The 26,921-nt window shown below is 41.4% G+C and carries 24 protein-coding genes and 1 tRNA gene; 10 read left to right on the top strand and 15 right to left on the bottom strand.

What is annotated here, in order from left to right; genetic code table 11:
- The first annotated feature begins 68 nt into the window (after nt 1–68).
- A complete protein-coding gene (locus AADY36_RS01955) occupies nt 69–2,168 on the top strand; it encodes a TonB-dependent receptor (RefSeq protein ID WP_342408436.1) in 2,100 nt (699 codons plus the stop codon).
- A 61-nt stretch (nt 2,169–2,229) separates the two neighbouring features.
- On the opposite strand, the gene epmA is transcribed toward AADY36_RS01955, so the two are convergent.
- Together epmA and efp are read right to left on the bottom strand one after the other, a co-directional pair.
- Nucleotides 2,230–3,204 (bottom strand): elongation factor P--(R)-beta-lysine ligase, encoded by a 975-nt coding sequence (gene epmA / locus AADY36_RS01950; RefSeq protein ID WP_054561131.1) that lies wholly within the window; start codon nt 3,202–3,204, stop codon nt 2,230–2,232.
- A 67-nt stretch (nt 3,205–3,271) separates the two neighbouring features.
- A complete protein-coding gene (gene efp / locus AADY36_RS01945; protein WP_054554126.1) occupies nt 3,272–3,838 on the bottom strand; it encodes an elongation factor P in 567 nt (188 codons plus the stop codon).
- 41 nt (nt 3,839–3,879) lie between these two features.
- Between efp and epmB the strand changes: the two genes are divergently transcribed.
- Nucleotides 3,880–4,893: an EF-P beta-lysylation protein EpmB gene (gene epmB, locus AADY36_RS01940; protein WP_199530000.1), complete on the top strand. Its 1,014-nt coding sequence runs from the start codon at nt 3,880–3,882 to the stop codon at nt 4,891–4,893.
- On the opposite strand, the gene AADY36_RS01935 is transcribed toward epmB, so the two are convergent.
- Complete coding sequence (locus AADY36_RS01935) at nt 4,890–5,102, bottom strand: hypothetical protein (RefSeq protein WP_054554124.1); 213 nt, start codon at nt 5,100–5,102, stop codon at nt 4,890–4,892. The genes epmB and AADY36_RS01935 overlap by 4 nt on opposite strands.
- 72 nt (nt 5,103–5,174) lie before the next feature.
- Here AADY36_RS01935 and AADY36_RS01930 point away from each other — a divergent pair, with 72 nt between their 5' ends.
- Nucleotides 5,175–5,465 (top strand): hypothetical protein, encoded by a 291-nt coding sequence (locus tag AADY36_RS01930; RefSeq protein WP_054554123.1) that lies wholly within the window; start codon nt 5,175–5,177, stop codon nt 5,463–5,465.
- A 176-nt stretch (nt 5,466–5,641) separates the two neighbouring features.
- Here AADY36_RS01930 and AADY36_RS01925 read toward each other — a convergent pair whose 3' ends face one another.
- Nucleotides 5,642–6,145 (bottom strand): DUF3016 domain-containing protein, encoded by a 504-nt coding sequence (locus AADY36_RS01925; protein ID WP_342408435.1) that lies wholly within the window; start codon nt 6,143–6,145, stop codon nt 5,642–5,644.
- 230 nt (nt 6,146–6,375) lie between these two features.
- Here AADY36_RS01925 and galE point away from each other — a divergent pair, with 230 nt between their 5' ends.
- Entirely contained in the window at nt 6,376–7,389 is a 1,014-nt protein-coding gene (galE, locus tag AADY36_RS01920; protein WP_054561136.1) for a UDP-glucose 4-epimerase GalE, read from the top strand.
- A 241-nt stretch (nt 7,390–7,630) separates the two neighbouring features.
- On the opposite strand, the gene AADY36_RS01915 is transcribed toward galE, so the two are convergent.
- The 4 genes from AADY36_RS01915 to AADY36_RS01900 form a co-directional block, all read right to left on the bottom strand.
- Complete coding sequence (locus AADY36_RS01915; RefSeq protein WP_054561137.1) at nt 7,631–8,200, bottom strand: hypothetical protein; 570 nt, start codon at nt 8,198–8,200, stop codon at nt 7,631–7,633.
- 5 nt (nt 8,201–8,205) lie between these two features.
- Nucleotides 8,206–8,709 carry an RNA polymerase sigma factor gene (locus AADY36_RS01910; protein WP_054561138.1) on the bottom strand — a complete coding sequence of 168 codons (504 nt, stop codon included), beginning with the start codon at nt 8,707–8,709 and terminating at the stop codon, nt 8,206–8,208.
- 21 nt (nt 8,710–8,730) lie between these two features.
- Nucleotides 8,731–9,438 (bottom strand): hypothetical protein, encoded by a 708-nt coding sequence (locus tag AADY36_RS01905; protein ID WP_342408434.1) that lies wholly within the window; start codon nt 9,436–9,438, stop codon nt 8,731–8,733.
- A 256-nt stretch (nt 9,439–9,694) separates the two neighbouring features.
- Nucleotides 9,695–9,771 (bottom strand) — tRNA-Ile (locus AADY36_RS01900).
- Nucleotides 9,772–10,045: 274 nt separating this feature from the next.
- Between AADY36_RS01900 and hemN the strand changes: the two genes are divergently transcribed.
- On the top strand, nt 10,046–11,419 hold the full coding sequence (hemN, locus tag AADY36_RS01895) for an oxygen-independent coproporphyrinogen III oxidase (protein WP_342408433.1): 1,374 nt from the start codon (nt 10,046–10,048) through the stop codon (nt 11,417–11,419).
- A gap of 62 nt (nt 11,420–11,481) precedes the next feature.
- Here hemN and AADY36_RS01890 read toward each other — a convergent pair whose 3' ends face one another.
- The 3 genes from AADY36_RS01890 to AADY36_RS01880 form a co-directional block, all read right to left on the bottom strand.
- Nucleotides 11,482–11,997: a DUF2489 domain-containing protein gene (locus AADY36_RS01890; RefSeq protein ID WP_054561152.1), complete on the bottom strand. Its 516-nt coding sequence runs from the start codon at nt 11,995–11,997 to the stop codon at nt 11,482–11,484.
- Complete coding sequence (yihI, locus tag AADY36_RS01885) at nt 11,994–12,593, bottom strand: Der GTPase-activating protein YihI (RefSeq protein ID WP_239964758.1); 600 nt, start codon at nt 12,591–12,593, stop codon at nt 11,994–11,996. Before yihI ends, AADY36_RS01890 begins: the two co-directional genes overlap by 4 nt.
- A 751-nt stretch (nt 12,594–13,344) precedes the next feature.
- Nucleotides 13,345–13,977 (bottom strand): c-type cytochrome, encoded by a 633-nt coding sequence (locus AADY36_RS01880; RefSeq protein ID WP_054561153.1) that lies wholly within the window; start codon nt 13,975–13,977, stop codon nt 13,345–13,347.
- Between the two features lie 283 nt (nt 13,978–14,260).
- Between AADY36_RS01880 and yihA the strand changes: the two genes are divergently transcribed.
- Nucleotides 14,261–14,908: a ribosome biogenesis GTP-binding protein YihA/YsxC gene (gene yihA / locus AADY36_RS01875; protein ID WP_054561154.1), complete on the top strand. Its 648-nt coding sequence runs from the start codon at nt 14,261–14,263 to the stop codon at nt 14,906–14,908.
- A gap of 4 nt (nt 14,909–14,912) precedes the next feature.
- Here the strand turns inward: yihA and AADY36_RS01870 are convergent, their stop codons facing one another.
- Nucleotides 14,913–15,431: a DUF1285 domain-containing protein gene (locus AADY36_RS01870; protein ID WP_342408432.1), complete on the bottom strand. Its 519-nt coding sequence runs from the start codon at nt 15,429–15,431 to the stop codon at nt 14,913–14,915.
- Nucleotides 15,431–16,018 (bottom strand): YceI family protein, encoded by a 588-nt coding sequence (locus AADY36_RS01865; RefSeq protein ID WP_054561156.1) that lies wholly within the window; start codon nt 16,016–16,018, stop codon nt 15,431–15,433. The genes AADY36_RS01870 and AADY36_RS01865 overlap by 1 nt, the downstream gene beginning before the upstream one ends.
- Before the next feature lie 423 nt (nt 16,019–16,441).
- Between AADY36_RS01865 and AADY36_RS01860 the strand changes: the two genes are divergently transcribed.
- The gene (locus tag AADY36_RS01860) at nt 16,442–17,362 is read left to right on the top strand and encodes a lipase family alpha/beta hydrolase (RefSeq protein WP_342408431.1); all 921 of its coding nucleotides are present in this window, start codon (nt 16,442–16,444) and stop codon (nt 17,360–17,362) included.
- A 266-nt stretch (nt 17,363–17,628) separates the two neighbouring features.
- On the opposite strand, the gene polA is transcribed toward AADY36_RS01860, so the two are convergent.
- A complete protein-coding gene (gene polA / locus AADY36_RS01855; RefSeq protein ID WP_248530122.1) occupies nt 17,629–20,364 on the bottom strand; it encodes a DNA polymerase I in 2,736 nt (911 codons plus the stop codon).
- Nucleotides 20,365–20,875: 511 nt separating this feature from the next.
- On the opposite strand from polA, the gene elbB reads away from it, so the two are divergent.
- The 3 genes from elbB (at nt 20,876) to AADY36_RS01840 (ending at nt 24,866) form a co-directional block, all read left to right on the top strand.
- Nucleotides 20,876–21,526: an isoprenoid biosynthesis glyoxalase ElbB gene (elbB, locus tag AADY36_RS01850; protein WP_239963791.1), complete on the top strand. Its 651-nt coding sequence runs from the start codon at nt 20,876–20,878 to the stop codon at nt 21,524–21,526.
- A 182-nt stretch (nt 21,527–21,708) separates the two neighbouring features.
- Nucleotides 21,709–22,101 carry a c-type cytochrome gene (locus tag AADY36_RS01845; RefSeq protein ID WP_239963792.1) on the top strand — a complete coding sequence of 131 codons (393 nt, stop codon included), beginning with the start codon at nt 21,709–21,711 and terminating at the stop codon, nt 22,099–22,101.
- 200 nt (nt 22,102–22,301) lie between these two features.
- Nucleotides 22,302–24,866, top strand: coding sequence for a bifunctional diguanylate cyclase/phosphodiesterase (locus AADY36_RS01840; RefSeq protein ID WP_054561161.1), 2,565 nt, complete (start codon nt 22,302–22,304; stop codon nt 24,864–24,866).
- On the opposite strand, the gene rep is transcribed toward AADY36_RS01840, so the two are convergent.
- Nucleotides 24,856–26,868 (bottom strand): DNA helicase Rep, encoded by a 2,013-nt coding sequence (gene rep, locus AADY36_RS01835; protein ID WP_054561162.1) that lies wholly within the window; start codon nt 26,866–26,868, stop codon nt 24,856–24,858. The genes AADY36_RS01840 and rep overlap by 11 nt on opposite strands.
- Nucleotides 26,869–26,921 lie beyond the last annotated feature (53 nt).

Raw genomic sequence — 26,921 nt, 5'->3', positions numbered from 1 at the left:
GATTTTATAGCCATTTGGCTAGCTAGGTTGCTAGAATAGCAGTCCCGAAAATGGAGTTAAGAATCCGCATGAAACGACGTTTATCATTATTATCTGCTGCCATCCTGCCTTTATTTGCAGCATCTTCGATTGCTTACGCTGAAGACGGTGATCTAGAAACGATTGAAGTTACCGGTGATTTCAAAAGAGAAAGCATTCAAACCCTTAGTGCTAGCGCAAGCTTGTTTTCAGATCATGAAATCAATCAACGCGGTGCAAAGTTTTTAGATGAGATGCTTGCTAGTGCAGCGAATGTAAACTTTACCTCTGGTGCATCTCGTGGTCGTTTCGTGCAAATTCGTGGTGTTGGTTTACGCTCACAGTTTGTTGACCCTATTAATCCTTCAGTTGGCTTAGTGATCGACGGTATTAACTACTCTGGTTTAGGCGGCAGTTCACTGTTATTTGATATCGACCAAGTTGAAATTTATCGCGGCCCACAAGGGACTCGCTTTGGTGCTGATGCCTTAGCTGGCATGATTCAAATGGAATCTTCAACACCCACTCTTGACCCAAGTGTGAAAATACAATTAGGTGCGGGCAACTACAACAGCTATGAAGCAGGTATTGCCGCAGGTACGGGTATTACCGACGACACAGCAGTACGCGCCAGCATTTATCAACGTGAGTCTGATGGGTATGTAGAAAACCGTTATTTAGGTGAAGATACCCAGCAACAAGATGAGCTTGTTTCTCGCTTTAAGTTACACAGCCAATTGACCGAGCATTTGCGTACTGAACTGAATGTACATTACATCGATATAAATAACGGCTATGACGCATTCACACTAGATAACAGCCGTTACAGTGTTGCTGATGAGCCAGGCCAAGACAACCAAGAAAGCATTGCGGTTGGCCTAGCAAACATATACACCGGCTTTGACTTTTTTGATGTGAGCTTAAACCTATCTGGTATCGACAGCGAGCTGTTATACAGCTATGACGAAGACTGGGTGTGTAATGATGAAGCCCAACCTGAGTTATGTGCTGCTGGCTTGCATGATTGGGGTTATAGCTCAACAGATGCTTACTTTCGCGATCGTCAAGATCAAGCGGCTGAGCTGCAATTTAGTGGTAAATCTGGTGAGTGGGTCGCAGGCATTTATTATCAAGGTCGCGAAGTTGACTTAGAACGTCAATACACTTGGCTTGCGCAACCATTTACCTCAAATTATGAAACCAGCAATATTGCTGCATACGGTCAATTAGCAACACCTATCGGCCCAAAAACAACCTTAATCACAGGTTTACGTGTTGAGCAGTATCAAGGCGACTACATTGACAATAACGGTTTTATTGAAGAAACCGATGATGTAATGGTGGGCGGTAAGCTTGCACTTGAATACCAAGTTATTGATCGCACCATGATCTACACCAGCATTACTCGTGGCTATAAAGCTGGCGGTATTAACTCTGAAGCTTTAGCAAAAGCAAAAGACGAAGGCTTAAACCTAGATGCTGATTTCTTTGCTAATCACACATCATTTGCCCCTGAATATCTATGGAGCGGTGAGTTTGGTGTGAAAGGAAGCTCTTTGGACGATAAGTTTGTGTTACGTCTTGCCGCTTTCTACATGTACCGTGAAGATATGCAGCTAAAATCGTGGCAAGTTGAAGGCCAAAAATTCACAGGTTATATCGATAACGCCAGCTCTGGCGAAAACTATGGTTTAGAAATTGAAGGCAGCTTCCAAGCTACTGACAATTTACTACTAACGGGTAGTGCAGGTTATCTACATACAGAAATCAATGACTTTGTTGCGCAATCAGGCCTAGATCAAGATGGTCGAGATCAAGCACAAGCTCCTAAATACCAATATGCATTCACTGCGCGTTATAACTTTACGCCAGCACTTTACGCATCAATTGGTATAGAAGGCAAAGACGATTACTACTTCTCTGATAGCCATAACTCACAAGCACCTAGCAGCAACTTAGTGAATGCTTCATTTGGTTATGAAAGTGATAATTGGAGCATTAATGCATGGGCACGTAACTTATTTGACGAAGACGTACCGACTCGTGGTTTTGAGTTTGGTAACGATCCATTAGACGGTTACACCACTCATACATACACACAACTTGGCGAACCAATGGTTGCCGGTGTGACATTTATTTACGAGCTATAAGTAATTGGGTGCTAGGTTTTTTACCTAGCACCCAAACACCTAGAGCCTAGAGCCAAATAAGTTAAGCCCTTTCAACATCAAAGGCGAGTACGTCTTTAATCTTTTGCTTATTTGTTGCCAGCATAATGAGTCGATCTATACCCAGCGCGACACCCGCACATTGTGGTAAGCCATGCTCTAGTGCAGCTATTAAACGCTCATCCATTGGCACTTGTTTTAATCCATTCGCTTCACGGTACTGATTATCTTCACTAAAACGAGCTGCTTGCTCTTTGCCATTGGTCAGCTCATTAAAGCCGTTTGCCAGTTCCATATTTTTAAAATATAACTCAAAGCGCCCTGCTACTCGCTCATCGTGCTGACAAATTTGCGCAAGAGCGGCTTGCGATGCAGGAAAATGATAAACGAAACAAGGCTTTTCTTGGCCAATCGTTGGCTCAACCTTCATACAAAATAATAGCTGTAACAAGGTATCGCGATGTGTTTCATTCGCGGCAATATCGGCAAAGCCCTGCTCTGTTGCTAGTTGCTGCAATGTGCTGATATCAGCAGTTAAAGGATCAACACCTAAGGCGTTCATAAAGGCTTGCTGATAAGTGAGTCGCTCTGCGCTTTCTACGCCAAGCACCAATTGCATAAGCTCATCCATTTCATCCATAAGCGCAAATTCATCAAAACCAGGACGATACCATTCAAGCATTGTAAATTCAGGATTATGATGACTACCCGCCTCTTCATTACGAAAAGCTTTGCATAGCTGGAAAATAGCCCCAGAGCCTGCAGCAAGTAAACGCTTCATGGCAAACTCAGGTGACGTTTGCAAATAAAGTGGTAGGCCACCAGCATGACCAGGACCAACAAACTCGGTACTAAATGTCGCTAAATGCACATCGGTTACACTGGCCGCACTTAAGCTTGGCGTTTCAACCTCCATAACATCACGATCATAAAAGAACTCGCGAATACGGCGGATGATAGCGGCACGGTGGCGTAAAGTTTCAATATCGGCGCTTGGTTGCCAAAGGACATTAGACATAAAGTGTTTCCCAAAAAAAATCCCAGCAGAAGCTGGGATTTTATAATAAATTGCTTAACAAAGCCTGTTACTTAACACGGCTCACGTATTCACCGCTACGTGTATCAACTTTGATCACTTCGCCGATTTGTACGAATAGAGGAACACGAACAACAGCACCTGTGCTTAATGTTGCTGGTTTACCGCCAGTACCCGCTGTATCACCTTTTAGACCTGGATCTGTTTCAGTAATTTCTAATTCAACGAAGTTTGGTGGAGTCACAGCGATTGGGCTACCGTTCCAAAGCGTGATTGTACAAACGTCATTTTCAACTAACCATTTTGCATTGTCGCCAAGCGCTTTTTCGTCAGCAGCGATTTGCTCAAATGTTTCGTTGTTCATGAAGTGCCAGAACTCACCGTCAGTGTATAGATACGCTAAATCTGTATCCATTACGTCTGCACCTTCAACTGATTCACCTGACTTGAATGTTTTTTCTAGTACTTTACCTGTGATAAGTTTACGAATACGAACACGGTTAAACGCCTGGCCTTTACCTGGTTTTACCATTTCATTTTCTAAGATGCTGCAAGGTTCGCCATCTAACATAATTTTTAGGCCGCCCTTGAACTCATTGGTGCTATAATTCGCCATCGTTTCCTCTGTCTAAATAATTTCGAGTAATCTACGTGTCAATGATACAAAGAAATGAAGTAAATTTGCATAAAAACTGGCAAAAAGAATTGGCAAATGTTGTCACTTGTCCTGAACGCTTGCTAGAAATGCTAGGATTATCAAGCAAAGTAGACGAAAAAGACCTCAAAGCACGCAGTCTTTTTCCTGTCCGCGTGCCACTGCCTTTTATCAAAAAAATGCGTTATGGCGACATAAACGACCCTCTTTTGCTGCAAGTGATGCCAAGACACCAAGAGTTTTTAGCAAAAACAGGTTACGACAAAGATCCTCTAAAAGAGCAAGATAACAACCAACCTGGTTTGTTACACAAGTATCGCTCTCGGGTTTTAGTGATGTTTAAAACCGGCTGTGCTGTAAATTGCCGTTATTGTTTTAGACGCCATTTTCCTTATCAAGAAAACCAATTAAACAAACGCAGCTTGATTGACGCACTGGCTTACATAAAAGCAGACAGCAATATCAACGAGGTCATTTTAAGTGGTGGCGATCCATTGATGGCCAAAGACGATGCTGTTAGTTGGTTTATGGATGAGTTAGAGCAGCTTCCGCAAATTAAACGCATGCGTATTCACAGCCGCTTACCTGTTGTGATCCCAGCAAGAATTACCGATGAGCTATGTGCACGCTTTGCTGCGTCGCCCTTAAAGGTGGTGTTTATAAATCATATCAATCACGCTAACGAAATTGATGATGACTTTAAAGCGGCCATGCAAAAGTTAAAAGCTGCGGGAGTGACGTTATTAAATCAGGCGGTGTTACTAAAAGATGTGAATGATTCTGTCGAGTCGCAAGTTGCATTAAGTGAAGCGCTATTTGAGGCAGATATACTTCCTTACTACTTACATCTACTAGATAAAGTTGAGGGTGCTAGCCATTTTGATATCGCTGAGAGTCAGGCACGGGAAATCGTGACGGCTATGCTGGCAGCATTGCCGGGGTTCTTAGTTCCTAAGCTTGTGCGCGAGATCGGCGGCGAAAAAAGTAAAACGCCAATCGATCTCAATCTAAGTTAAACGTATACGTTTACGTTGTTACCTAGTGTCGCAGTTACCGACTTAGCAGGTGTTTGTGCAGCACTGGTGTTCATTGCTGCGCCTTCGATAAGTGCAAGTGCCGCAGCACCATCAGCCTTTTGCTGTTTTTTAGCAAGCGATGCGCTGTAAACCTCTGCGCTTTCACCACCGCCACTCATCGCTGGTAAGCTTGATCCTGATATATTCATAGTTCATTACCTGACTTTTTATGACAATCCACGTACTATATCGGCATTGCAGTCTAAAGCTTTAGGAAAAAAATGGATTCAATTATTGAACAACTCAATGCTAACCTAAAAATCGTTTATCGTCAGGCACTTGATGCTGATAAAAAATTAGATGATTTACAGCAGCAAGGCCATGGCAAATTCAAAGCCTTATTTGCAAAAGATGCTGGCTTTGATTTTGAAGCGAAACGCTTTAAACCTTACGTTCTCGATGTTGCTGCTGATGTAGAAAGCTTAAGCAACGACGGTATGGACGAAGAAAAACTGAAAAAAACCGTTATTAAACTGCAACAGTTACTACAACTGTTAGCGACGTTTAAGTAACGTAGAAGCCTCTATTTTATTTATTGTAAATAGAGGCTATAGCGCGAAATAAATTTCACGCCTACATGTGGGAGCAGCTTTAGCCGTTAATTGTTTTTCGGCGTTAAACGCCTCCCATGATATAGGTCTTTTACAAGACCCACAAACAACACAGCTCAACTTAAAACTGACAGCTATCATTCACCCAAATTTAACGACGGCAGTAACTCATCTTCAAACCAATCAGTGATTAAACGCTTGTCGTAGTAATAGGCTTCATCGCGCCCCATTTTTATGCGATCCATGAAGCCCATGTCTTTAAGCTTTACATCGTTTGCTTCACTTATCACTTTACCGTCTTTGTCGGTAATCGAATAATTTAGGTCGATACGCGGAAAATAAATTGGCTTAACGATACGTAATTCATTCATAGTACCAAAACGCACATCACCCGCTAGGTCGAGCTCAGTCACTTCAACATTGAAGGTGTAGCCTTCAGGTAACTTTTCAGCAAGTTTATTAAAGTGTTTTTCAAAATTCTTTGCCACATTTTTATGAAATGAACCTTTCGGTGAGTTGTTGCCGGGTTCAACATCGCGGTAATCGTTAAAGTCATGCCATTTAACTTTTGCTTCTCCTGCGTGAGCAAAAGCGGGTAGTGCAATGATCATTGCTAAGGCAACTTTTTTTACTGTATTCATCTGTTTCTCCACTTAACAGGTATAGCTAATGATTAAATTTTAGCTGCTGACAATTAACTATAGCTTAATATCTAAACACTTAGGTGTAACCAATATGGTGCAAAATGTAATCAAAAACAAGCGATTCATGTTTTTGCTTTATCGCCGTAAATCACAATTAATTCATGTAATTTAGGCCGAAATGTGATGAAATAAGGCTAATTCAACCAGGTATAGTTCATGGATATTTTATGACCATTTTAGTCACCGGCGGAGCCGGATACATCGGTTCTCACACCGTATTAGAGTTATTACAACAAGGTACTGACGTTGTTGTACTCGATAACTTAAGCAATTCATCAAATGAGTCACTGGCTCGGGTAAAACAAATTACTGGCAAAGACGTCACGTTTTATCAAGGTGATATTTTAGATAGAGCCTGTTTAGACAAAATCTTCAGTGAACACACGATTGATAGTGTTATTCACTTCGCAGGTTTAAAAGCGGTTGGTGAATCGGTTGTAAAACCTATCGAGTATTATCAAAACAACGTACAAGGTACACTGACTCTGGTTGATGCAATGCGTGATGCTGGCGTATTTAAGTTAGTATTTAGCTCATCAGCAACGGTATACGGTGACCCAGCAAGCTTGCCAATTCGCGAAGACTTCCCAGTTGGTGGCACGACTAACCCTTATGGCACATCAAAGCTTATGGTTGAAATGATGCTGCAAGATATCGCGAAATCAGATGAACGCTTTGCCTTTGTTATTTTACGTTACTTTAACCCTGTCGGCGCACATGAATCTGGTCTTATTGGTGAAGACCCAAATGGTATTCCTAACAACTTATTACCTTATATTTCGCAAGTCGCTGTGGGTAAGCTAGAAAAGCTAGGTGTGTTTGGGGATGACTACGATACTGTAGATGGTACAGGTGTTCGTGACTATATCCATGTCGTCGATTTAGCATTAGGTCACTTAAAAGCACTTACCCGAATTGCAAGTGATACAGGTGCGCATGTATTTAACCTTGGCACAGGTAATGGTTATTCAGTACTGCAGATGGTTACCGCTTTTGAGAAAGCCAGCGGTCAAGCCGTACCTTACCAAATTTCGCCGCGTCGAGCGGGCGATATTGCAGCTTGCTACGCAGCACCAGAAAAAGCGTTAAAAGAGCTTGGCTGGCAAGCAGAGCGTGGCATAGATGAGATGATGCAAGATACATGGCGCTGGCAAAGCAATAACCCGAACGGTTACAAATAGTCAAAGTTATTATAAGGCCGATGTTCACACATCGGCTTTTTAATTTGATGAGGCTTTCTTAAGCTGCGCAATACCCCAGAAAAGTATCCCTGCCCCCGTGCACGATAAGAAAAAGAACAACCCTAAGCCGACAGGCGATCCCCAAAACAAAATACTGTATAAAACTTCCATCTCTATATCCTTTATTATTATTTGAATTGTAAGTTATATAAGTTTTAGGAATAGCTCGTCAAGTCGCACATCAGCGCATCGCTTGAATACTCTCAAGCGCTACAGCTAGCTGTGCTTTTAGTTTTTTATAGCGTACATAAACAGCCAGCACGATAATGCCATTAACACCAAGCTGGATAAGCCATAGGCTGTATGTTTTAAACATAACCATATTAAACAAGGCAACGATTAACAAAGCGCACCAAAGCACAACGCAGCCAATAAAACTCACATGCCAGTAATGAATTTGATGCTTCAGTTGGCTTTCTTTAAAATTAAGCATTGCATTAACGTCTAACGTTTCTGCTCGCCAAAGCTTTCGTCTTAAACGGTATGACCAAATTCCAAAACCTAAAGGAATAGGTACTAATAGCGCAAACATAATGGTTTCATAGGTATTTTTTGCCTCAAACAACATGGCGTAAATACAAAATACGGTTACCACAACACCTAAAAATGAGTCGATTAACCCTTTTAGCTTTAACTTAGTTCGCGACTTTTGCGTTTGTGCAATTAACGCTTCACTATCCACTTTCGGCGTTGCCTGCACGAATGCCTGCTGCCACTTAGCTAATTGATCATCTGCTTCGAATTTATCCACTTTATTTACTCCATTAGGCTCGCAAGTTGTTGTCTTGCCCTACTTACACGTTTAGCCACGGCATCTTCAGACAGTCCCAGTGTTTGAGCTATCTCACTTTGATTAAACCCTTCAAGCTGTAAAGCAAGCACCTGCCGATATTTCAGCGTTAATTTACGAAGGGCAGCCATTAAATCTAAACTGTCGTCTGGTGATTTATGCGTACTTAAGGCTTGGGTGTAATCAATACTTTCAGAGCTTGCCACCTCTTTGCGGTTTTGCTCTTTTATCACATGATCAACCGCTTTATTGTGAGCTATTCGGGCAATATAGGTTTTTATGCTGGCATCGCCACGAAAGGCAACATCGGGTGATGAATCATTACTTTCAAAAGCGCGCCAAACAGCCAACGACATCTCTTGAATTAGCTCATCTTGTAGCGCTTGATTGATCTCGTAAGTTGCAGCAACACGCGCCAACAGCGGCGCGTATTCATTCAGCAATGTGTTTATTTGAACATCAGCTTTCACTGTACTTCCATGTTTTTATTATTATTTGAACAAACGATTATAGGCACAAAAGTAGGTACATGCTAATACCGGCCCTACCAACAACATAGGTAAAAGACTATAAGGGGCAGTAAAGGTAACGAGCATATTAATCAAACAAAGCATGCTTAATGGTTTAATCACCTTTAGTGCCTTTGTAATGCCTTCTTTAACAGCTGCACTAAGCGAAGCATTGTTTAAAAGTAACAGAGGTACCACAAACATAAGCAACATATTTACAGGAACAATTGATACAAACATGACCCCTACGCGCCAGCGCTCAACATCAACAAACTGACCTGACAATAAAGCCGATAACTGCTCACTACCAATCAAAGTACTCCCAACAGCAAATTGCACCAGCGCCAATAAAATACCAACAACTGACCACACGGCAACTCGCCCCCACTTCGCCCATGTTGCATTGTGCTTAAATGAAAAGCCTTGCTGATTATTCAGGTTAAACAACAATGGCCACACCGTTGCCATTAACATAGGCGCTAACCATTTTGATGCTGTTAAACCTGTAGGTGCAGGTAATAGCTGCACTAAACCTGGCACAATAGCGAACAGCGTCATAAGTAAAAAAAGTTTAAACGGTGCTTTTTTAAATAGCCCCCACCCTTCTTTTAACCAAAGAGCAGCATCACTAAATGGTGCATTTGTTGAATCAAGTTTTAGCGTATTCACAGTTGATGTTGTAGTCGTCATGAGTTTGTCCTTTTCGTAAAAATAGATACATAAGACACTGCCTATTGCTACCACCGAATAGAACAACTTCGTGTCATTTGCAGCTATAGACGAGACAAACACAGAAAACCTGACAAAATATTTTTAAAAAATTAAAAATAATTTTATTTCGTTGAATTTTAAAGATAAAAAAGAGGTGGAACAATAGTGGAACGCAGCTGCTTAAGATAGATTTAAGCTTTGATTTTTGGGTTTTAGGATTTTTACAGAAAGAAAATGGTGGCCCCTCCCAGACTTGAACTGGGGACCTAACGATTATGAGTCGTGTGCTCTAACCAACTGAGCTAAGGGGCCATTGTATTAGCGAAAGCTAAATTTTTTTGATGCGTTTAGCAGGTTTAACTGACTAAAGCGGGATGCAGTATAAAAAGTTTTTGTAACCTTGTCACTAGCAAAACCCTTTATTTTAACAATCACTAAATCAACTGCTCAAATAGTAAACTCTTTGTTTTTACAACGACCTTAAAGCATGCCGATTAGTTTCTAGCCTCCGACATTGTTCTAGATCAAATAGCTAAATCACTAAACTCGTTAAAATAGCCGCTCAATCAATTGCGGAGTGCTGACTGTGATAAATTTACCAAGCTGGGATCAATCTCTGATCAACAAGTACAATATTTCTGGGCCTCGATATACATCTTACCCAACAGCATTGTCTTTAGCTGATGGTTATAACCAACAAGATATGATTAATGCAATTGCGGCATCGAAAAGCCGTTCTTTATCCTTGTATATCCATATCCCTTTTTGCAGTCAGCTTTGTTATTACTGTGGTTGTAATAAGGTGATCACTCGTCATCAATCTAAAGCCGATTTATACCTAGATAATTTAGCGCTTGAAATTGCTGAGCAAGCAACGCTTTTTGCCGATTATAACGTTGAGCAACTGCATTTAGGGGGTGGTACGCCAACGTTCTTATCGGCAGAGCAAATGAGCCGCTTAATGACGTTGGTTGAGCAGCATTTTAATTTTGCTGATGATGCCGAGCGCGGTATTGAGATTGACCCTCGTTCTTTAGCTGATGGCATGCTAGTTCACCTACGTAAGCTTGGCTTCAATCGTGTTTCGTTTGGTATTCAAGATTTCAATGATGATGTGCAACTGGCAGTTAACCGCCCGCAAAGCGTGCAATCTGTAAAAGGTTTAATTAGTGAGGCTCGTGAACTTGGCTTTAAATCTATTAATGCCGATATGATTTACGGTTTGCCACTGCAAACACCAGAGAGCTTTAAAGAGACGATTGCACAGCTGATAGAGTTAAATCCTGATCGCGTGTCGGTATTTAACTATGCTCACTTACCAGATAGATTCGCTGCTCAGCGTAAAATTAAAGACGCTGACTTACCATCTGCGGGCGATAAGCTCACTATGTTCAAAAATACCCTTGAGCAGATGTTAGCGACGGGTTATCAGTTTATTGGTATGGACCACTTTGCCCGCAAAGACAATGAATTGGCAATTGCACAAAACGCAGGTCAGTTACACCGTAATTTCCAAGGTTACACAACGCATGGCCAATGTGACTTATTAGGTTTGGGTGTGTCATCTATTTCGCAAATAGGCAATGCCATTTTACAAAACGAAAAAGAGTTAAAGCACTATTACAAAGCTGTGCAAGAAGGCTATGGCAGTGCAATCTGTAAAGGTGTTGCTTTAACTGATGACGATACGTTACGTGCAGCGGTTATCAAACAATTGATTTGCCAGTTTGAGCTGGATATTCCAGCAATCGAAAAGCAGTTTAATATCAATTTTGCCAGTTACTTCTGCGAGGCACTACAGGCACTCGACCCATTACTAGCTGATGGCTTGGTGTCTGTGAGCCAAGATAAGATCACAGTAACAGCTCGCGGTAATTTATTTATTCGTATTATTTGTATGTGCTTTGATGCGCACCTACAACAACAAATCAAGCAAACTCGTTTCTCACGAGTTATCTAGCCCAACAAAAAGCAGAGCCTAGGCTCTGCTTTTTATTTTGTTTAATTCAACGATACGTCAACTTAATTGAATACTACGTTTTCGCTGCCTGGAGCGGCTTTAAACTCTTCAATTATACGTGCGCAATCTGCTTTGATTTCATCGCTATGCTGCTCTTCAGCACGCCAGCGAGCGGTGTCCATTTTAAAAATCTCTTTTTTAGAGTATTTCTTACGGGCATCGTGCGTTGGCATATCTTTTACGACTTCGTACATTTTAAATATGCCTGGGTAGCGCTCACTTAGCTCAAATTCTTCTGCAAAGCTGTATTGAGAGATCAACACCCAAATACGTAAGCAGCCTTCTGAGAACTCACATTGCTCTTCATTCATTGCACGGGCAATTAAATGAATGCTATCGGCTAGCTTTGCATTACGCTTTGCTTTTGATGCCGCAAGCTTTTGCTCATGCTCAGCTTGCTTCTTGGCGATAAGCTTATTTTGCTCTTTTAATTTATACAGAAGTTGCCCTGCATAAAACGCAAGCCCTGCGATAATTGCCGCACCAATTACGATGGCAATAATCAAGGTTGTGCTCATCGCTCATCCTCATCTTCGTCATCAAACCATTCATTGGCTAAGTCATCAGATAAGTACTTATCGAAGTCAGATTCACCTTCATCAAATGAATCATCTTCAAAGTCATCTTCGTACTCGTCTTCATCTTCAATGCCTAATAACTCGCAAAGTGCTTGGTGGCGAGCAATACGGCTATTGAAGTACTTAGCGTCTTTACCTGTTAATAACTCACCGCGCTCATGACGCTCAACCAGCTTAAGTAGACGCTCATCATTCTCTAGCGCTTCTAACTCTTGCTCTGGTGTTAGTTCAGGCTCAGTCACTTTCTTAAGCTCAACCATAGGTTTTAAGTTGCGTTTCATTTCAACTTTCGGCTCAGCCTTAGGCGCAACTAAAGAAACCGGCTTTTTACTACCAACACGCTTATCTTTCGGTTGATTGTTTGCAGCAGTGTTTTCTGCATTTTGTGCATCAGGTGCATTTCGAGACCCAGGTTTAGCACCTTTGGTCTTTTTAACTCGCTGCTCTTTTAACGCGCGCATCTCTCTAAGCTTTTCTTTGCTCAGACGTACAGGACCATTCGATGGAATTTTACGCGACTTTTTCTTTCTACTCATATCTTGATCATCTCACTTAAGAGGTTGTGCACAACGCCTTTGTGGCATTGTAATGCTGGCATAACCAGAAGAATTCGATGTGCGGATGTGGTTGGTCAACTTGACGAACTGCGCACTTTTCATACTTTTAGTACAAACGGTGGCTATTGTAACAGGACAAATAAAAAGGCGGTAGAGAAAACATCTCTACCGCCTACTAATCTGAGCGCCAATTATCTGGACACTTCTCCCTTCGACTTTTTAGTCTTTATTATTTTTATTATTATTGTTTATCCATTTTGTTATTGTTTTAACCTTCCGTGTAGCATTCCATTTTGTTTTTATTATTAAACTTCCATGAGCTTTTATTATTCTCGGTCAATCCTGACGCTTTTTTGTTATTTCCTTTAGGACACCTAACCAGTGTCAACCCCTAAAGACTTGCCGCAGTCACTTTCCTTATTACATTGTCCATGTTGTTTTTGCTGTCTCAGCGACAGTGGTTAATTTACTCATTAATAATTTTGTTACAACTGATTTATATAATTTTTCTTACAGATAAGATATTACAACAAGATCAACTTATTTAATAACAAAGAGTTATGTATAAAATTGAAATAAAAATAAGATTTAGCTTACAGCTCGATATGGACAATATCTCACAAAGACGTAGGAGATTTCGACATGGTTTAAATACAAAAAAAGCAGCTTGCGCTGCTTTTTTCACACTAATCACATATTACTGCGGAGTATTTCTACCCGCAATCAGACTTTAGTGTAAGCCACCTAAGTATTTTGAAAGTACTTCGATGTCTTTGTCTGTTAGCTTTTTAGCGATGTCTTGCATCATACCGTTTAAGTCGTTATTACGCGTACCATCACGGAATTTTTCAAGTTGTGACTTGATGTATTCTGGATGTTGGAACGAAACTTTCGGGAATTTAGCTAGTGATGTACCGTTACCACGAGGACCGTGACACGCAGCACATGCTGGAATACCACGCTCTGCATCACCGGCTTTATAAAGCTGCTGACCTACTTCTACTACATCTTTAGGTGTTGTACCTTCAGACATATTTAAAGAAGAGAAGTAAGCTGCTAGGTCTTTCATGTCTTGATCGCTAAGCGGCATAGCCATACCACTCATTACTGGATCCATACGACCTTCTTTGCCGCCAGATGTCATACCTAATTTAAACTCTTGTAATTGTTTATAGATATAATCTGCGTGTTGGCCTGCAATTTTAGGGTAGATATTAACCGGTGCATTACCGTCTGGGCCGTGACAAGCCGCACACGTTGCCGATTTCTCTTTACCTGCGTTTACATCGCCATCAAATGCTGTTGCGTTGCTTGCTGACAACGTACCAAGCAATATAGTTAAAGATAGTGCTATTTTTTTCATGGTGAATTCTCTGTTTCCGACCCTGTATCATCTACAATATGGATGTTGTGATTTCTATATTCTACACGATAATAAATTCTCTGGCACGTTTTCTGCCCACATTAAGCTCATAATTTATAGGGATTTGACTTAGATTAAGTTTATACCTAGTAATTTTCCTAATTTAAAGCCAATTTAGCACGCTTAAATACGCTTTTGAATGCTGCTTTAATAGTATAAAATACGTGCCTTAAGTGGAAATTAGCCACTGTTTGTTATTTTTTATAAAAGACTAGGAGAGCCTGTGCTCAAATCTCGTATCAAATACAATACTGCGTCCTTTGTTACCAGCGCACCTGATATCTCACGCTTACCTGCTGATACGGGGATTGAAGTCGCGTTTGCTGGTCGCTCTAATGCGGGTAAATCAAGTGCTTTAAACACGTTAACAGATCAAAAGTTAGCACGTACTTCTAAAACACCCGGCCGTACTCAGCTGATCAATACCTTTGAACTTGATGCCGATAAACGCCTTATCGACTTACCGGGCTATGGTTTTGCTAAAGTTCCTATCGAAATGAAGAAGAAATGGCAAAAATCGCTAGGTGAATACTTACAAAAACGTCAAAGCTTAAAAGGTATCGTTGTTTTGATGGATATTCGCCACCCGTTAAAAGATTTAGACCGTGACTTAATCGACTGGGCGGTGGGCAGCGAAATTCCAGTGCTGGCACTATTAACTAAAGCCGACAAGCTAAAACAAGGCGCCCGTAAAGCTCAAGTTTTACAAGTTCGTCGTGAGTTAAGTAGTTTAGATGGTGATATTACAGTACATGCCTTCTCTTCACTAAAAGGCACAGGCTTACCTGAAGTTGCTAAAAAGCTCGATGAGTGGTTCTTAGGACCCATTGAAGCGCAAGCACCTGAGTCTGACGAACAACCAGAAGCTTAATCGCTTAGGCCAAGTAATAACGCTTGGCTAATGATTCTATATAGTAGCCCTGCTCATCTGAGCAGGCTATTTCGGCCCACTGATAATAAACATTTCTCGATACCCTCGCAGCCAAGCCATGTGCTAATTGAAGATAAGGCACACTGACACCTTCAAATTCTCTCAGTAATAGTGTTTGCTTTGCTGATACCAACCAAGCGCGCTGTAAATTATCGACACAACAAAGCGCAAGGCCTTGCTCTGTCTCTTCGAAACGCCAATCAACAATAATAAAAGGCACATCTTCGACTGTGATGGCCATTTTCTCGACGGGTGTTTTTAAAAAATAATTATCTGCTTCTTTGCAAAGCACAGAGGCAAAGAGTTTAACCATTGCCTCGCGCTTTATTTCACTGCCGGCATAAAACCACCGCCCTTGCGCATCAATCAATATAGGCACTTGCCCACAGTTTTGTGGCTGCCATTGATCAAAAGGTTTATCGGGTGCCTGAAGAGCGGCTTCTAAGTCAGCAAGTGATTGCATTACTTTTCTTTATCTAGCGTCAAAGAAAATGTTACAGGTACAGCTGTCGCAATTGATGGTAAACCCGCAAGTTTTTGTAACTCACTAATACCTTCTGTTACTTTGAAATCACTTGCATTAATAATCACCGGCGTAAACGATGAAACAGTAACATCGCCTTTCGGTGACATATTGGCAAGCACATCAATCGTTAGCTCTTTCTTGTTGCCATGGAAGTCTAATTCAGCTTTCAAACCTTTAAGCACATGTTGACCTGGTTTTAGCGTCAACAGCGCTTTGCTTAAATCAGCAGTTAACACTGCATTAGGGAATTTAGCTGTTTCAAATAACAACTTAGTCATGCGCTCATTACGGATAGGGATCAGAGTTTCAACCGATGTCAGGTCGATCATCAACTTAAATTGACCTTGTTCGTTAAGTGTACCCGACACCTTTTTGAAATGATGCGCTTCTGCAACTGAATTCTTTTTGATAGACACAAAGCTTACATTGCTTTGTTCATTATTAACTTGCCAGTTTGCGCTGGCTAAAGGGGCAACTAAAATACTCGATAATGAAAAGGCAGCAATTGCCATAGATTTAAACATAACGCATTCCTTCGAAAGTAAATGAGAATCACTTTGATGGTATCACTTGCGTATATTTGTGCAATGAATTGTATGATAAGAAAAGAAAAAGCGACTCACTCAACAAGGAGTGAGCCGTTATAGCAAACTGGGGAGAAGCTATCAATACGTTGCATCCTTTCAGATGCATCATCAACAGGATGTCCTACAGGATGAGGACGGCGCGGACTTTAGCAAATACCAGATTAAAAATAAATTGCATAACCGCAGAAACAACACAAATTGATAAACATATAACGAAACACTAAAACCATCTTTTCTTGTTTACTTGAAATTAACATTACAGCAAGCCGTAATTTAGGGTAAAGTGAATTATCGACACGCAAAAACAAGGCTTTTTTAAGGCTTGTTAGTGATAAAAATTGCAGTAGAAGAGTAAAAGGTATGAAAAAAATCCCCTTAATTTTATTTGCTACCTTACTTTTTTTAATGTCCCCCTACTGCCATGCAAAAAAAACAACGACACAATATCCGGTAATTTTAGTTCATGGGCTAATGGGGTTCGATAACCTACTCGGCCTCGATTACTTTTATAATGTGGCTACAAGTCTCAATCAAGAGGGTACCTTGGTGTTCACGCCAGCGGTCTCGGCTATTAATAGCTCTGAAGTACGGGGCGAACAATTACTCACTCGCGTAAAAGCAATTTTAGCACTAACTGGCGCCAAAAAAGTAAACTTGATTGGCCATAGCCAAGGTGCGCAAACAGTGCGCTATGTTGCTTCAGTCAGGCCAGATTTAATTGCCTCAGTGACTAGTATTGGCGGTGCAAACTATGGCAGTGGCATTATTGATCTAATTAGTCAAAAACTACCTGCAAATTCTCAAGCTGAACATGCTGCTCAATTAGTATTTGATGCATTTGGTGGTGTTATTTCACTACTATCAGGTAACAGTGATTTACCACAAAACACACTGGGTGCATTAAATAGCTTAAGTACACAGGGTGCTCATGCATTTAATCAAAAATACCCGGAAGGATTACCGTTAAATGAATGCGAGCAAGGTCAGCTAGTTGCCGAAAATGGGGTGTACTATTTTTCGTGGAGTGGTACAGCAGCACTCACCAATATACTGGATCTAACCGACTTGCCCATGCTGCTTGGTTCGTTACTTATTTTAGGCAAAGATGACGGCCTAGTATCGCGCTGTAGCAGCCATTTAGGACATGTCATCAAAGATGATTATGAAATGAACCACTTAGATGAGATTAATCAGTTTATTGGCTTACACAATTTTCGCGAAATTGACCCTATTGAGCTTTATCGTCAACACGTAAAGCGGTTGCAGGAGTTGGGGTTATAGTTAACGAGTAATGATTTATTTTTGGGTGAGTCGGGTCGCACGAAGCGATGTTCTATATATAGAAGCGATCAGCTTTCAGCTTTCAGCCTTCAGCGGTCAGACGCGCGAAACAAGTTTCACGCCTACTTGTAGCAGCGGCTTTATGCCGCGACCCTTAAATTGGAAGCTAGATTCGAGATAAACACGGTATAACGATCAAGCAACTCGCTAGCTTTCAATCTGAAAGCTGACGGCTGATAGCTGACAGCTCTCATCTATTGCGACTATTAGTGTGCCTGTTGCCAGTTGTCACCGCTGTCGGCTTCAACAATCAGAGGCACATCAAGAGTCGCGGCTTCTGACATTAGCTTACAAATTTCAGCTTTATAGTCGTCCACAGATTCTTCTTTAATTTCGAACACTAATTCATCGTGCACTTGCATTAGCAGCTTCACTGAACCTTCAGCTTGCGCGTTCACCCACTGATGAACTTTTAGCATCGCTTTTTTGATGATATCAGCAGCAGTACCTTGCATTGGCGCGTTGATCGCAGCACGTTCAGCGGCTTTACGACGAGCACCGTTACGGGCATTGATTTCCGGTAAATGTAAGCGACGACCAAAAATCGTTTCTACATACCCTTTATCAGCTGCTTTTTCACGGGTTGTTTCCATGTACTCAAGTACGCCTGGGAAACGCTCGAAGTATTTATCAATATAATGCTGTGCTTCATGGCGTGGTACATCTAACTGACGTGATAAACCAAACGCCGACATGCCATAAATTAAACCGAAGTTAACCGCTTTCGCTTTACGACGCATATCGCTGGTAACCTCTTCAAGGCTAACCCCAAAGACTTCTGCAGCGGTTGCGCTGTGCACATCTAAACCATTCGCAAACGCAGTTAATAGGCCTTTATCTTGTGATAAATGCGCCATGATACGTAATTCAATTTGGCTGTAATCGGCAGCCACAATTTTATGGCCAGGTGCAGCAATAAAGGCTTCACGAATTCGACGGCCTTCTTCTGAACGAATTGGAATATTCTGTAAGTTAGGATCCGTTGAGCTTAAACGCCCTGTTGCTGTTACAGCTTGATGATAAGAGGTATGCACTCGCTTAGTGCGCTCATCAACCATTAGCGGAAGTTTATCTGTGTAAGTTGATTTAAGTTTAGATAAACCACGGTGCTCAATAATCACTTTTGGTAATGGATAATCATGAGCAAGTTCTTGCAATACTTCTTCTGCTGTCGAAGGTGCACCCTTAGGTGTTTTCTTGATAACAGGCAGCTCAAGTTTTTCAAACAAAATAGCTTGCAATTGTTTAGGTGAGCCTAAGTTAAATTTTTCACCTGCAATATCATAAGCTTCTTGCTCAAGCTCTAACAGGCGTTCACCTAAACGTTGGCTGTGAGCTGCCAGCATGTTGCTATCAATTGCAACACCAGTACGCTCAATATCAGAAAGCACTGTGACAAGTGGTAACTCAATATCTTCGAATACTGACTTCAACTGGCTATCGGCATCAATTTTTGGCCATAACACTTGGTGAAGACGTAGCGTTATATCGGCATCTTCAGCAGCATAAGGCGCCGCTTTTTCTAGCTCAATTTGGTTAAACGTTAACTGCTTTTTACCTTTACCGGCAATATCTTCAAAGCTGATATTCTTATGACCTAGGTATTTCAGTGCCAGTGAGTCCATATCATGGCGGCTACCTACACTATTAAATACATACGACTCCAACATAGTGTCGTATTTAATACCCTTTAACTCAAAGCCCGCATTCGCTAACACGCTTTTATCGTACTTAAGATTTTGCCCCACTTTCGCTTTGTTTTCGTCAGCTAAGATTGGGCCAATTTTTGCCATTACGGTTTCTAAGCTTAATTGCTCTGGCGCATCTGGGTAATCGTGAGCAACCGGAAGATAAGCCGCTTCACCCGCCTTAACAGCAAAGCTCATACCAACCAATTGCGCTTGCATATAATCAAGGCTGGTTGTTTCAGTATCAAAAGCAAATAATTCAGCGTCATTTAACTGCGCCACTAAGGTATCTAGCTGCTCTTCAGTTAAAATAGTTTCGTAGTGTGCATCAGCAACTTTTGGTAGTTCGTTAGCTTCAGTTGGCACATCTAAATGCGTGTCAGCGTCTTTAGGATTATCAAGTAGCTCAGCTAACCAACGGCGGAACTCACACTCACCATAAAGTGCAATCAGCTCGTCACGATTAGGCTCTTGCAGCTTAAAGGTTTCAAGATCTGACTCAACCTCAACATCACACTTAATTGTTGCTAATTCATAGCTAAGTGGCAGATGATCAAGTGCAGCAGCAAGTTTTTCACCAATCTTGCCTTTAATTTCACCTGCATGATCAATAACACCTTGCAATGATCCATATTTTTGTAGCCATTTCACTGCGGTTTTTGGACCACAGCCATCAACACCTGGGATGTTATCGACCTTATCACCCATTAAAGCAAGGTAATCAATGATCAACTCAGGACCAACGCCAAACTTTTCAACCACAGTCTCTGGATCTGAAATGCTATCTGTCATGGTATTGATCAGCGTTACATGCTCATTAACAAGCTGCGCCATATCTTTATCGCCAGTTGAGATCAGTACATGACGCTGCTGCTCTGACGCTATACGCGCAAAGGTACCAATAACATCGTCAGCCTCAACACCTTCAATACTAATCAGTGGGAAACCCATTGCTTTAATAATGTTATGCAGTGGTGCGATCTGTGTGCGTAAGTCATCCGGCATTGGCGGACGATTCGCTTTGTATTCACTGTACATGTCATTTCTGAAGGTTTTACCCTTGGCATCAAATACCACCACCATGTGCGACGGATCATATTGCTTGATCAAACTCTTAAGCATATTAACTACGCCATAGATTGCGCCTGTCGCTTCACCTTTTGAGTTAGTAAGGTGCGGTGGCGAATGGTATGCACGGAATAAATAAGAAGAACCATCTACAAGAATAAGTGGATTTTCAGGGATCTGAGCCATGGTGAAATTGGATCCTAATTGAATAACATTAAATTGTTTGTAAGCATGCCATAAGGCCATGAAGAAAACGACTGTGAATTATTAACCAATAAAGGTTTATGACAGAGCAAGCTGTGGATAACTTTGTAGATAACAGACAGAGCCTATTCTCCCGAAATGAAAAAACATTTAGGAAAACTTTATAAGTTCATGTTTTGATTTAAAAAAGATATTACGGCGTTCTTTTTTTATTATTTTTGTCCGATGTGGAAAACGGTTTTAGTAGCGATAACCTTTTGCTTATTCGATACCGAATTAACATCCCTTTTCATAACCGGAGGAGTATTCTAGCATAATGGATCAAAGATCATAGCGATCCTTTATACTTTTTTTTTCGTTAGTAATTTATAAAAAGGCATAAACAGCTATTCATCACGCTTTGCGAGTTATCAAGCGACGAAAATTTTTTATTTTGTCGCCATACTCGTATCCTTGTTAAACTAAAGCTAGTCGCATTAAGGAGAGTTCAAAAATGAAAAAAGTTGCTGTAATTTTAGCTGGTTGCGGTGTTTACGACGGCGCAGAAATCAATGAAGCCGTATTAACCTTATTACATATCGCAAAAGCAGGCGCGAGCTATCAATGCTTCGCACCCGATATCGACCAAATGCACACCATTAATCACCTAACCGGTGAAGAAATGACTCCTAACCGTAATGTGTTAGTTGAAGCTGCGCGTATTGCCCGTGGTGAAATTAAAGCGCTGACTGAGCTAAATGTAGATGAATTCGATGCCTTGATTGTACCAGGTGGCTTTGGGGCCGCGAAAAACCTATCAGATTTTGCCGTTAAAGGCGCAGATGCCCAAGTTCAAGGTGATGTACTGACAACTGCGAAGGCCTTTGTCGATGCCAACAAAGCAGCTGGTTATATGTGTATTGCTCCTGCCATGCTGCCGCTTATTTATGGTAAAGGTGTAAAAACAACCATTGGTAATGATGCAGACACCGCTGCCGCTATCGAGCAACTTGGTGGAGCCCACCAAAGCTGTGCTGTGAATGATATTGTTGTTGATCCTCAGCATAAAGTGGTCACAACCCCAGCCTATATGTTGGCCCAAAGCATTTTAGATGCTGATTCAGGTATCAAAAAATTGGTTAACAAAGTATTAGAGCTTGCTTAAACATCAAGCTAAGAGCCAGTATTGAATGCTGGCTTTTCTTGCGCTAACGCAAAAAAATGACGGTTTTTCTCAAGAAAAAGCCTTTTAGATCATTTTATAAATTGTGGCTTAGCGTTATAATCGTTCTAATTTCCGTCAGATATCGTGATTGATCACGTTCAAATCGAAGTGAGCAAGGCAAAATGAAAAAACTATCAGCTGCATTATTACTGCTAGCAACAACGGCATATGCACAAGCGTATGACAACTCTTTGACTGAAGATGCAATTAAAAAGCGTCTAGCGCCAATTGGTTCTGTATATCTAGAAGGTGATAAAGCTGCGGTCGCTGCTGAACCTACAGGTCCTCGTTCTGGTGAACAAGTTTACCAAGCAGCATGTTTTGCTTGTCATGGTACTGGCGCACTAGGTGCACCTAAATCAGCTGATGATTGGGCTCCTCGTATCGCTAAAGGTAAAGATACACTTTTAGATCACGCGCTTAACGGTTTCAACGCGATGCCTCCTAAAGGTACGTGTATGGACTGTTCTGATGAAGAGATCAGCGCTGCTATCGATTTCATGACTAGCAAGTAACAGTTCAAAAACTAATACTAAGGGCTTAATTTTATTAAGCCCTTTTTTGTGCCTGCTTTTAGCCGCTAGACTAATGCTGTAGCCAAATACGCCCCATCATAAATTACTATTTTGTTAACACCTGTTACTTGACGATCTAATAAAAAAGTGGAACTATAAAGGACGAAATTTAAACAACAATAAGATCTGGTTCTAAATCATTGGAAGATTCAGCAACACACATTGATAAGCTAGAGCGAAAAAATGCTCGCTTAAAATCGCTTTTACAAAAGTATAAGCAATCACATCACTTGCAACATGCTCTTTTACAATTATCAGAGCAAGCAAGTACTGTTGCCGAATTAACTCTGCTCTACCCTGCTATCCACAACATTCTGCAAGACTATATCCCAAGTAAAAACTTCTTCGTTGTGTTGCATAACCCGGTTTACGATAACCTTGAGCTATCTTATTTCGCCGATGAAAAAGATGGTCTTTCAGTACCGTTAAAATATGAGCAGTACTTTAAAGAAGGCCTCACGGGTTACGTATTTAAACAAGGTAAAACCTGTTACTTTACCAAACAACAAACAGAGCAAGCGGTTGAACAAGGCTTACTTAAGTGCTTTGGTACGCCAGCTGAGCATTGGGTTGGAGTGCCCGTCTATCGCGATAAAGTCATTATTGGCGTCATGGTCGCGCAAAGCTATGACAATAAACAAGGCTATTCTGAGCAGCAAATTGAGTTGCTAGAGGCTATGTCATTATATTTAGCGACAGCAATTGAACGAGTAAAAAAACGTGAACTGCTCGAATCTGAAGTAAAAATTCGCACCCGTGCACTGACACAAAGTAACCAAGCACTTAACGACGAAATTCAACAACGTAAAAGTGCACTAGAACGTCAACAGATCTTATTTAAAATATCAGAGCTGGCAACACAAAGTAAAAACCTCGACGATGTATATCTGCATGTACATAACATTATAAAAAATATTACCTATGCAGATAACTTATACATCGCATTGTACGACCAACAATCACATTGGTTGAGTTTTCCTTACTGCGTCGATGAGTTTAACGACAATGGTAAACCAAGGCCATTTGCTAAAGGCTACAGTGAACTGGTGCTCAGCACTGAAAAATGCCAAGTCATAGATAGTGAAAGAGCAAAAGAGCTTATCAAGCTGGGCGTTATAGAAAGACCGGTTAATGTACCACCAGAGCGCACCGCGACGAGTTGGTTAGGTGCTCCGCTGAAAACCTCGCAAGGCGTTATAGGTCTCATTGTTTGCCAAGCTTATAACAATAAACATGAATTTAGTCAGGATGATTGTGAGCTAATCACCTTTGTATCGCATCAAATTGCTAATGTTATTCAAACTCACCTAGCAAACCAAGAGTTAAAGCTTAGTCACCAAAAGCTTGAGCACCGGGTCACTGAAAAAACCAAAGAACTTCGCCAAGCCAATATGCACCTGCAAATGCAAATTGAAGAGCGTAAAAAAATAGAGCAACAGCTGTATCACGATGCACACCATGACTCACTGACGAGCTTACCGAATCGCAGTTTATTCTTAACTCAACTTGAAAAAACATTGCAGCATTACCAGCGCTACCCAGAGCAGCAGTTTGCAGTGCTATTTATTGACCTTGATAAATTTAAAGACATCAACGATCACCTTGGTCACCAAGCAGGCGATCAATTTTTAATTGGTGTTGCCGAGTCTTTCTCGCATTGTATACGTGAGCACGATTTGCTTGCACGTTTAGGTGGTGATGAGTTTGTGATATTGCTCACTCACTTAACAGAACAACAGCAAGCCCAAGATGTTGCCAAACGTATTATCGAAATTATGAGAAAACCTTTCTGTATGAAGGGTCAGTGCATTCAAAGTGGTGCCAGTATTGGTATTACCTACTCAAAACCAAGCTACAAGCACACCGATGAAATTATACGTGATGCGGATGCAGCCATGTATTACGCGAAAAATGCAGGCCGTAATCGCTTTGAATGTTTCCATCCGCTGCTTAATGCCAGCAATGTACAGCATGATGCTGACAATATGCATCACTTAGATGATTTGCCTATGCACTTTAGAAGTGCCGAAATCATTACCTTGGATGAACAATCTCGCGCAGAGTCTTTACTCGAAGCATTTGGTGAACACCCAGTACTTGGTAGCACCAGCTTTGAAGTACTTAAGAAATTTGCGACCGATAGAGTACAGCACTTTGAGGTTGAACTTAATTTATTAAAACAAGCCTTCAGCTTAGTAAGTGACAGTAATCTAGAAAAAGTACTGTTCCCTTGCTCTGGTTTAGTCCTTGAACGTATTAATTTTCAAGCACTGTGTAAGCTATTAAAAGCCCACGATGCAAATAGAATGTGTTTATTATTCAATGAACAAGAAATTCGTTATGCATCAGCAGTACAAATTGAAAATTTAAAAAACTTGGTCGCACAAGGATTTTCGATTGGTTTAAATGAATTTGCTAAAGATCGCTGTGAGTTAAACTTACTAACAGAGTTCCAATTCGATTACTTGTTATTAAGTTCAACATTCAGTAAGCGTGTACTACAGCAAGAAAACTATCACCTACAACTGCAAGGTGTGCTGGCGATTACTAAGCTGCAAAATATCCAAGTAATCGCGAAAGGCCCGTCAATTTTTAACTACCGCACCTTACTCGATAAGCACGGATTGTCATTGTTTATTGGTAAGCAACATGCGCTGGCGCCCTTCGAACACGAAGCACCGAGCGCACAATTTATTACTTCTTAAGCATTGCTCTTAGATTAGCTACACGAGCTTGGCCTTTTTCCATGCGCTCAGCCTGCGAAGACGGTGGCTTTTTCGCTTCGAAGGCTAAATCATCTTGTGGTAACTCCTGTACAAAGCGACTGAGCTCAGTATCTGAAGTTTCACCAAATTGACGACGTAACTTAGCATAAGTCATTACCAGTTCTTGCTGAGCACGTGTGATACCTACATAAGCAAGACGACGCTCTTCTTCAACGTTATCTTCATCGATACTTACTTGGTGCGGTAACAAACCCTCTTCCATACCAACCATGAACACATACGGATACTCCAAACCTTTTGAAGCATGCAGTGTCAGTAATTGTACCGCGTCAGATTCGTCTTCTTCTTCGTTACGCTCAAGCATATCGCGCAGGGTCAGTTTACTAACCACTTCAGCAAGGTTCAGCGGTGGATTATCTGCATCCCCTGTTAGCATGTCGGTGATCCAACGATAAAGCTCTGAAACGTTTTTCATACGCATTTCAGCGGCTTTTGCACTCGGTGATGACTCATAAAGGTATGCTTCGTAGTTAATTTGCCTAACTAACTCTTTCACTGCTTCAAGGGTATCGCCCCGTACCGCATTATCAGAAAGCTCAACTACCCAGCGGGCAAAACCAGCTAAAGCATTAAAACCACGACCCTTTAATCTGTGCGCAAGCTCAGGCTCAAAACAGGCAGCAAATAAGCTGATATGCTTTTCATTAGCAAGGGTGCCGAGCTTTTCAAGTGTGACCGTACCAATCTCACGACGTGGCGTATTTACTATACGTAGAAAGGCATTGTCATCATCTTGGTTCACCAATAGGCGTAAATACGCCATGATATCTTTGATCTCTGAACGCGAGAAAAACGACATGCCGCCACTGATCTTATAGGGAATGCGGTTGCTCATAAGTGCTTTTTCAAACACGCGTGCTTGGTGATTACCACGATATAAAATTGCGTAATCTTTATAACTAGTGCGTTTCATGAATTTATGAGAAATGATCTCTGCCACCACTCGCTCTGATTCATGCTCTTCATCACGACAACCAATCACTTTGATAGGCTCACCATAGCCAAGCTCACTGAATAGCTTTTTATCAAACTCGTGAGGGTTATTAGCAATCAAAATATTCGCCGCTTTTAGAATTCGCCCTGCGCTACGGTAGTTTTGTTCAAGCTTAATTAAACGTAAGCCCGGAAAATCTTTACTTAATAGCACAAGGTTTTGAGGCTTAGCACCGCGCCAAGAATAAATTGATTGGTCGTCATCGCCTACCACGGTAAAACGAGCTCGTTCACCCACTAATAGCTTAACCAGCTGATACTGACTGGTATTAGTATCTTGATACTCATCCACCAGCAAGTAACGAAAACGCTGTTGCCAACGCTCACGCGCAGTGGCATTTTGGCCTAGCAATAAAGTAGGGATCATGATCAGATCATCAAAATCTAGGGCGTTGTAAGCACGTAGTTGATTTTGATAACGCGCATACAGCTGAGCAAATAAGGCCTTTTGCGGCTCTCGGGCTTCGCGAACAGCACGCTCTGGCAGAATCAATTCGTTCTTCCAGCTACCTATTTGCATTTTTAGTAGGTTGAGTAAGTCTTTGTCTTTTTTAAGTTCTTCTTCGGTCAGCTCTGCTAATAACTGGTTGGTATCTTGATCATCAAACAACGAAAAACCAGGTTTAAAACCTAGCGTTGTTAACTCTTTTTTGATGATCTCAAGCCCAAGGGTGTGAAACGTTGAAACCCATAAGCCTTTCGACTCTTGTTTACCCAGTGTTTGCGTTACACGCTCGCGCATTTCTTTTGCCGCTTTATTGGTAAAGGTTACCGCTGCAATATTGCGCGCTTGATACTCACACTTTTGCACCAAGTAAGCGATTTTATTAGTAATAACACGCGTTTTACCAGATCCCGCACCGGCTAATACCAGACACGGTCCACTGATATACTTTACCGCTTCATCTTGTTTTGGGTTGAGTTTCATAAGCCCCTAAAGAAATTATCCAAAGACAGGACGGGCAATTTTACCGTAATCAC

Origin of the sequence: Pseudoalteromonas sp. D15MCD-2 (assembly GCF_038562745.1) — a bacterium.
Taxonomy (GTDB): Bacteria; Pseudomonadota; Gammaproteobacteria; order Enterobacterales; family Alteromonadaceae; genus Pseudoalteromonas.
This window is presented reverse-complemented; position numbering and strand designations above follow the sequence as displayed.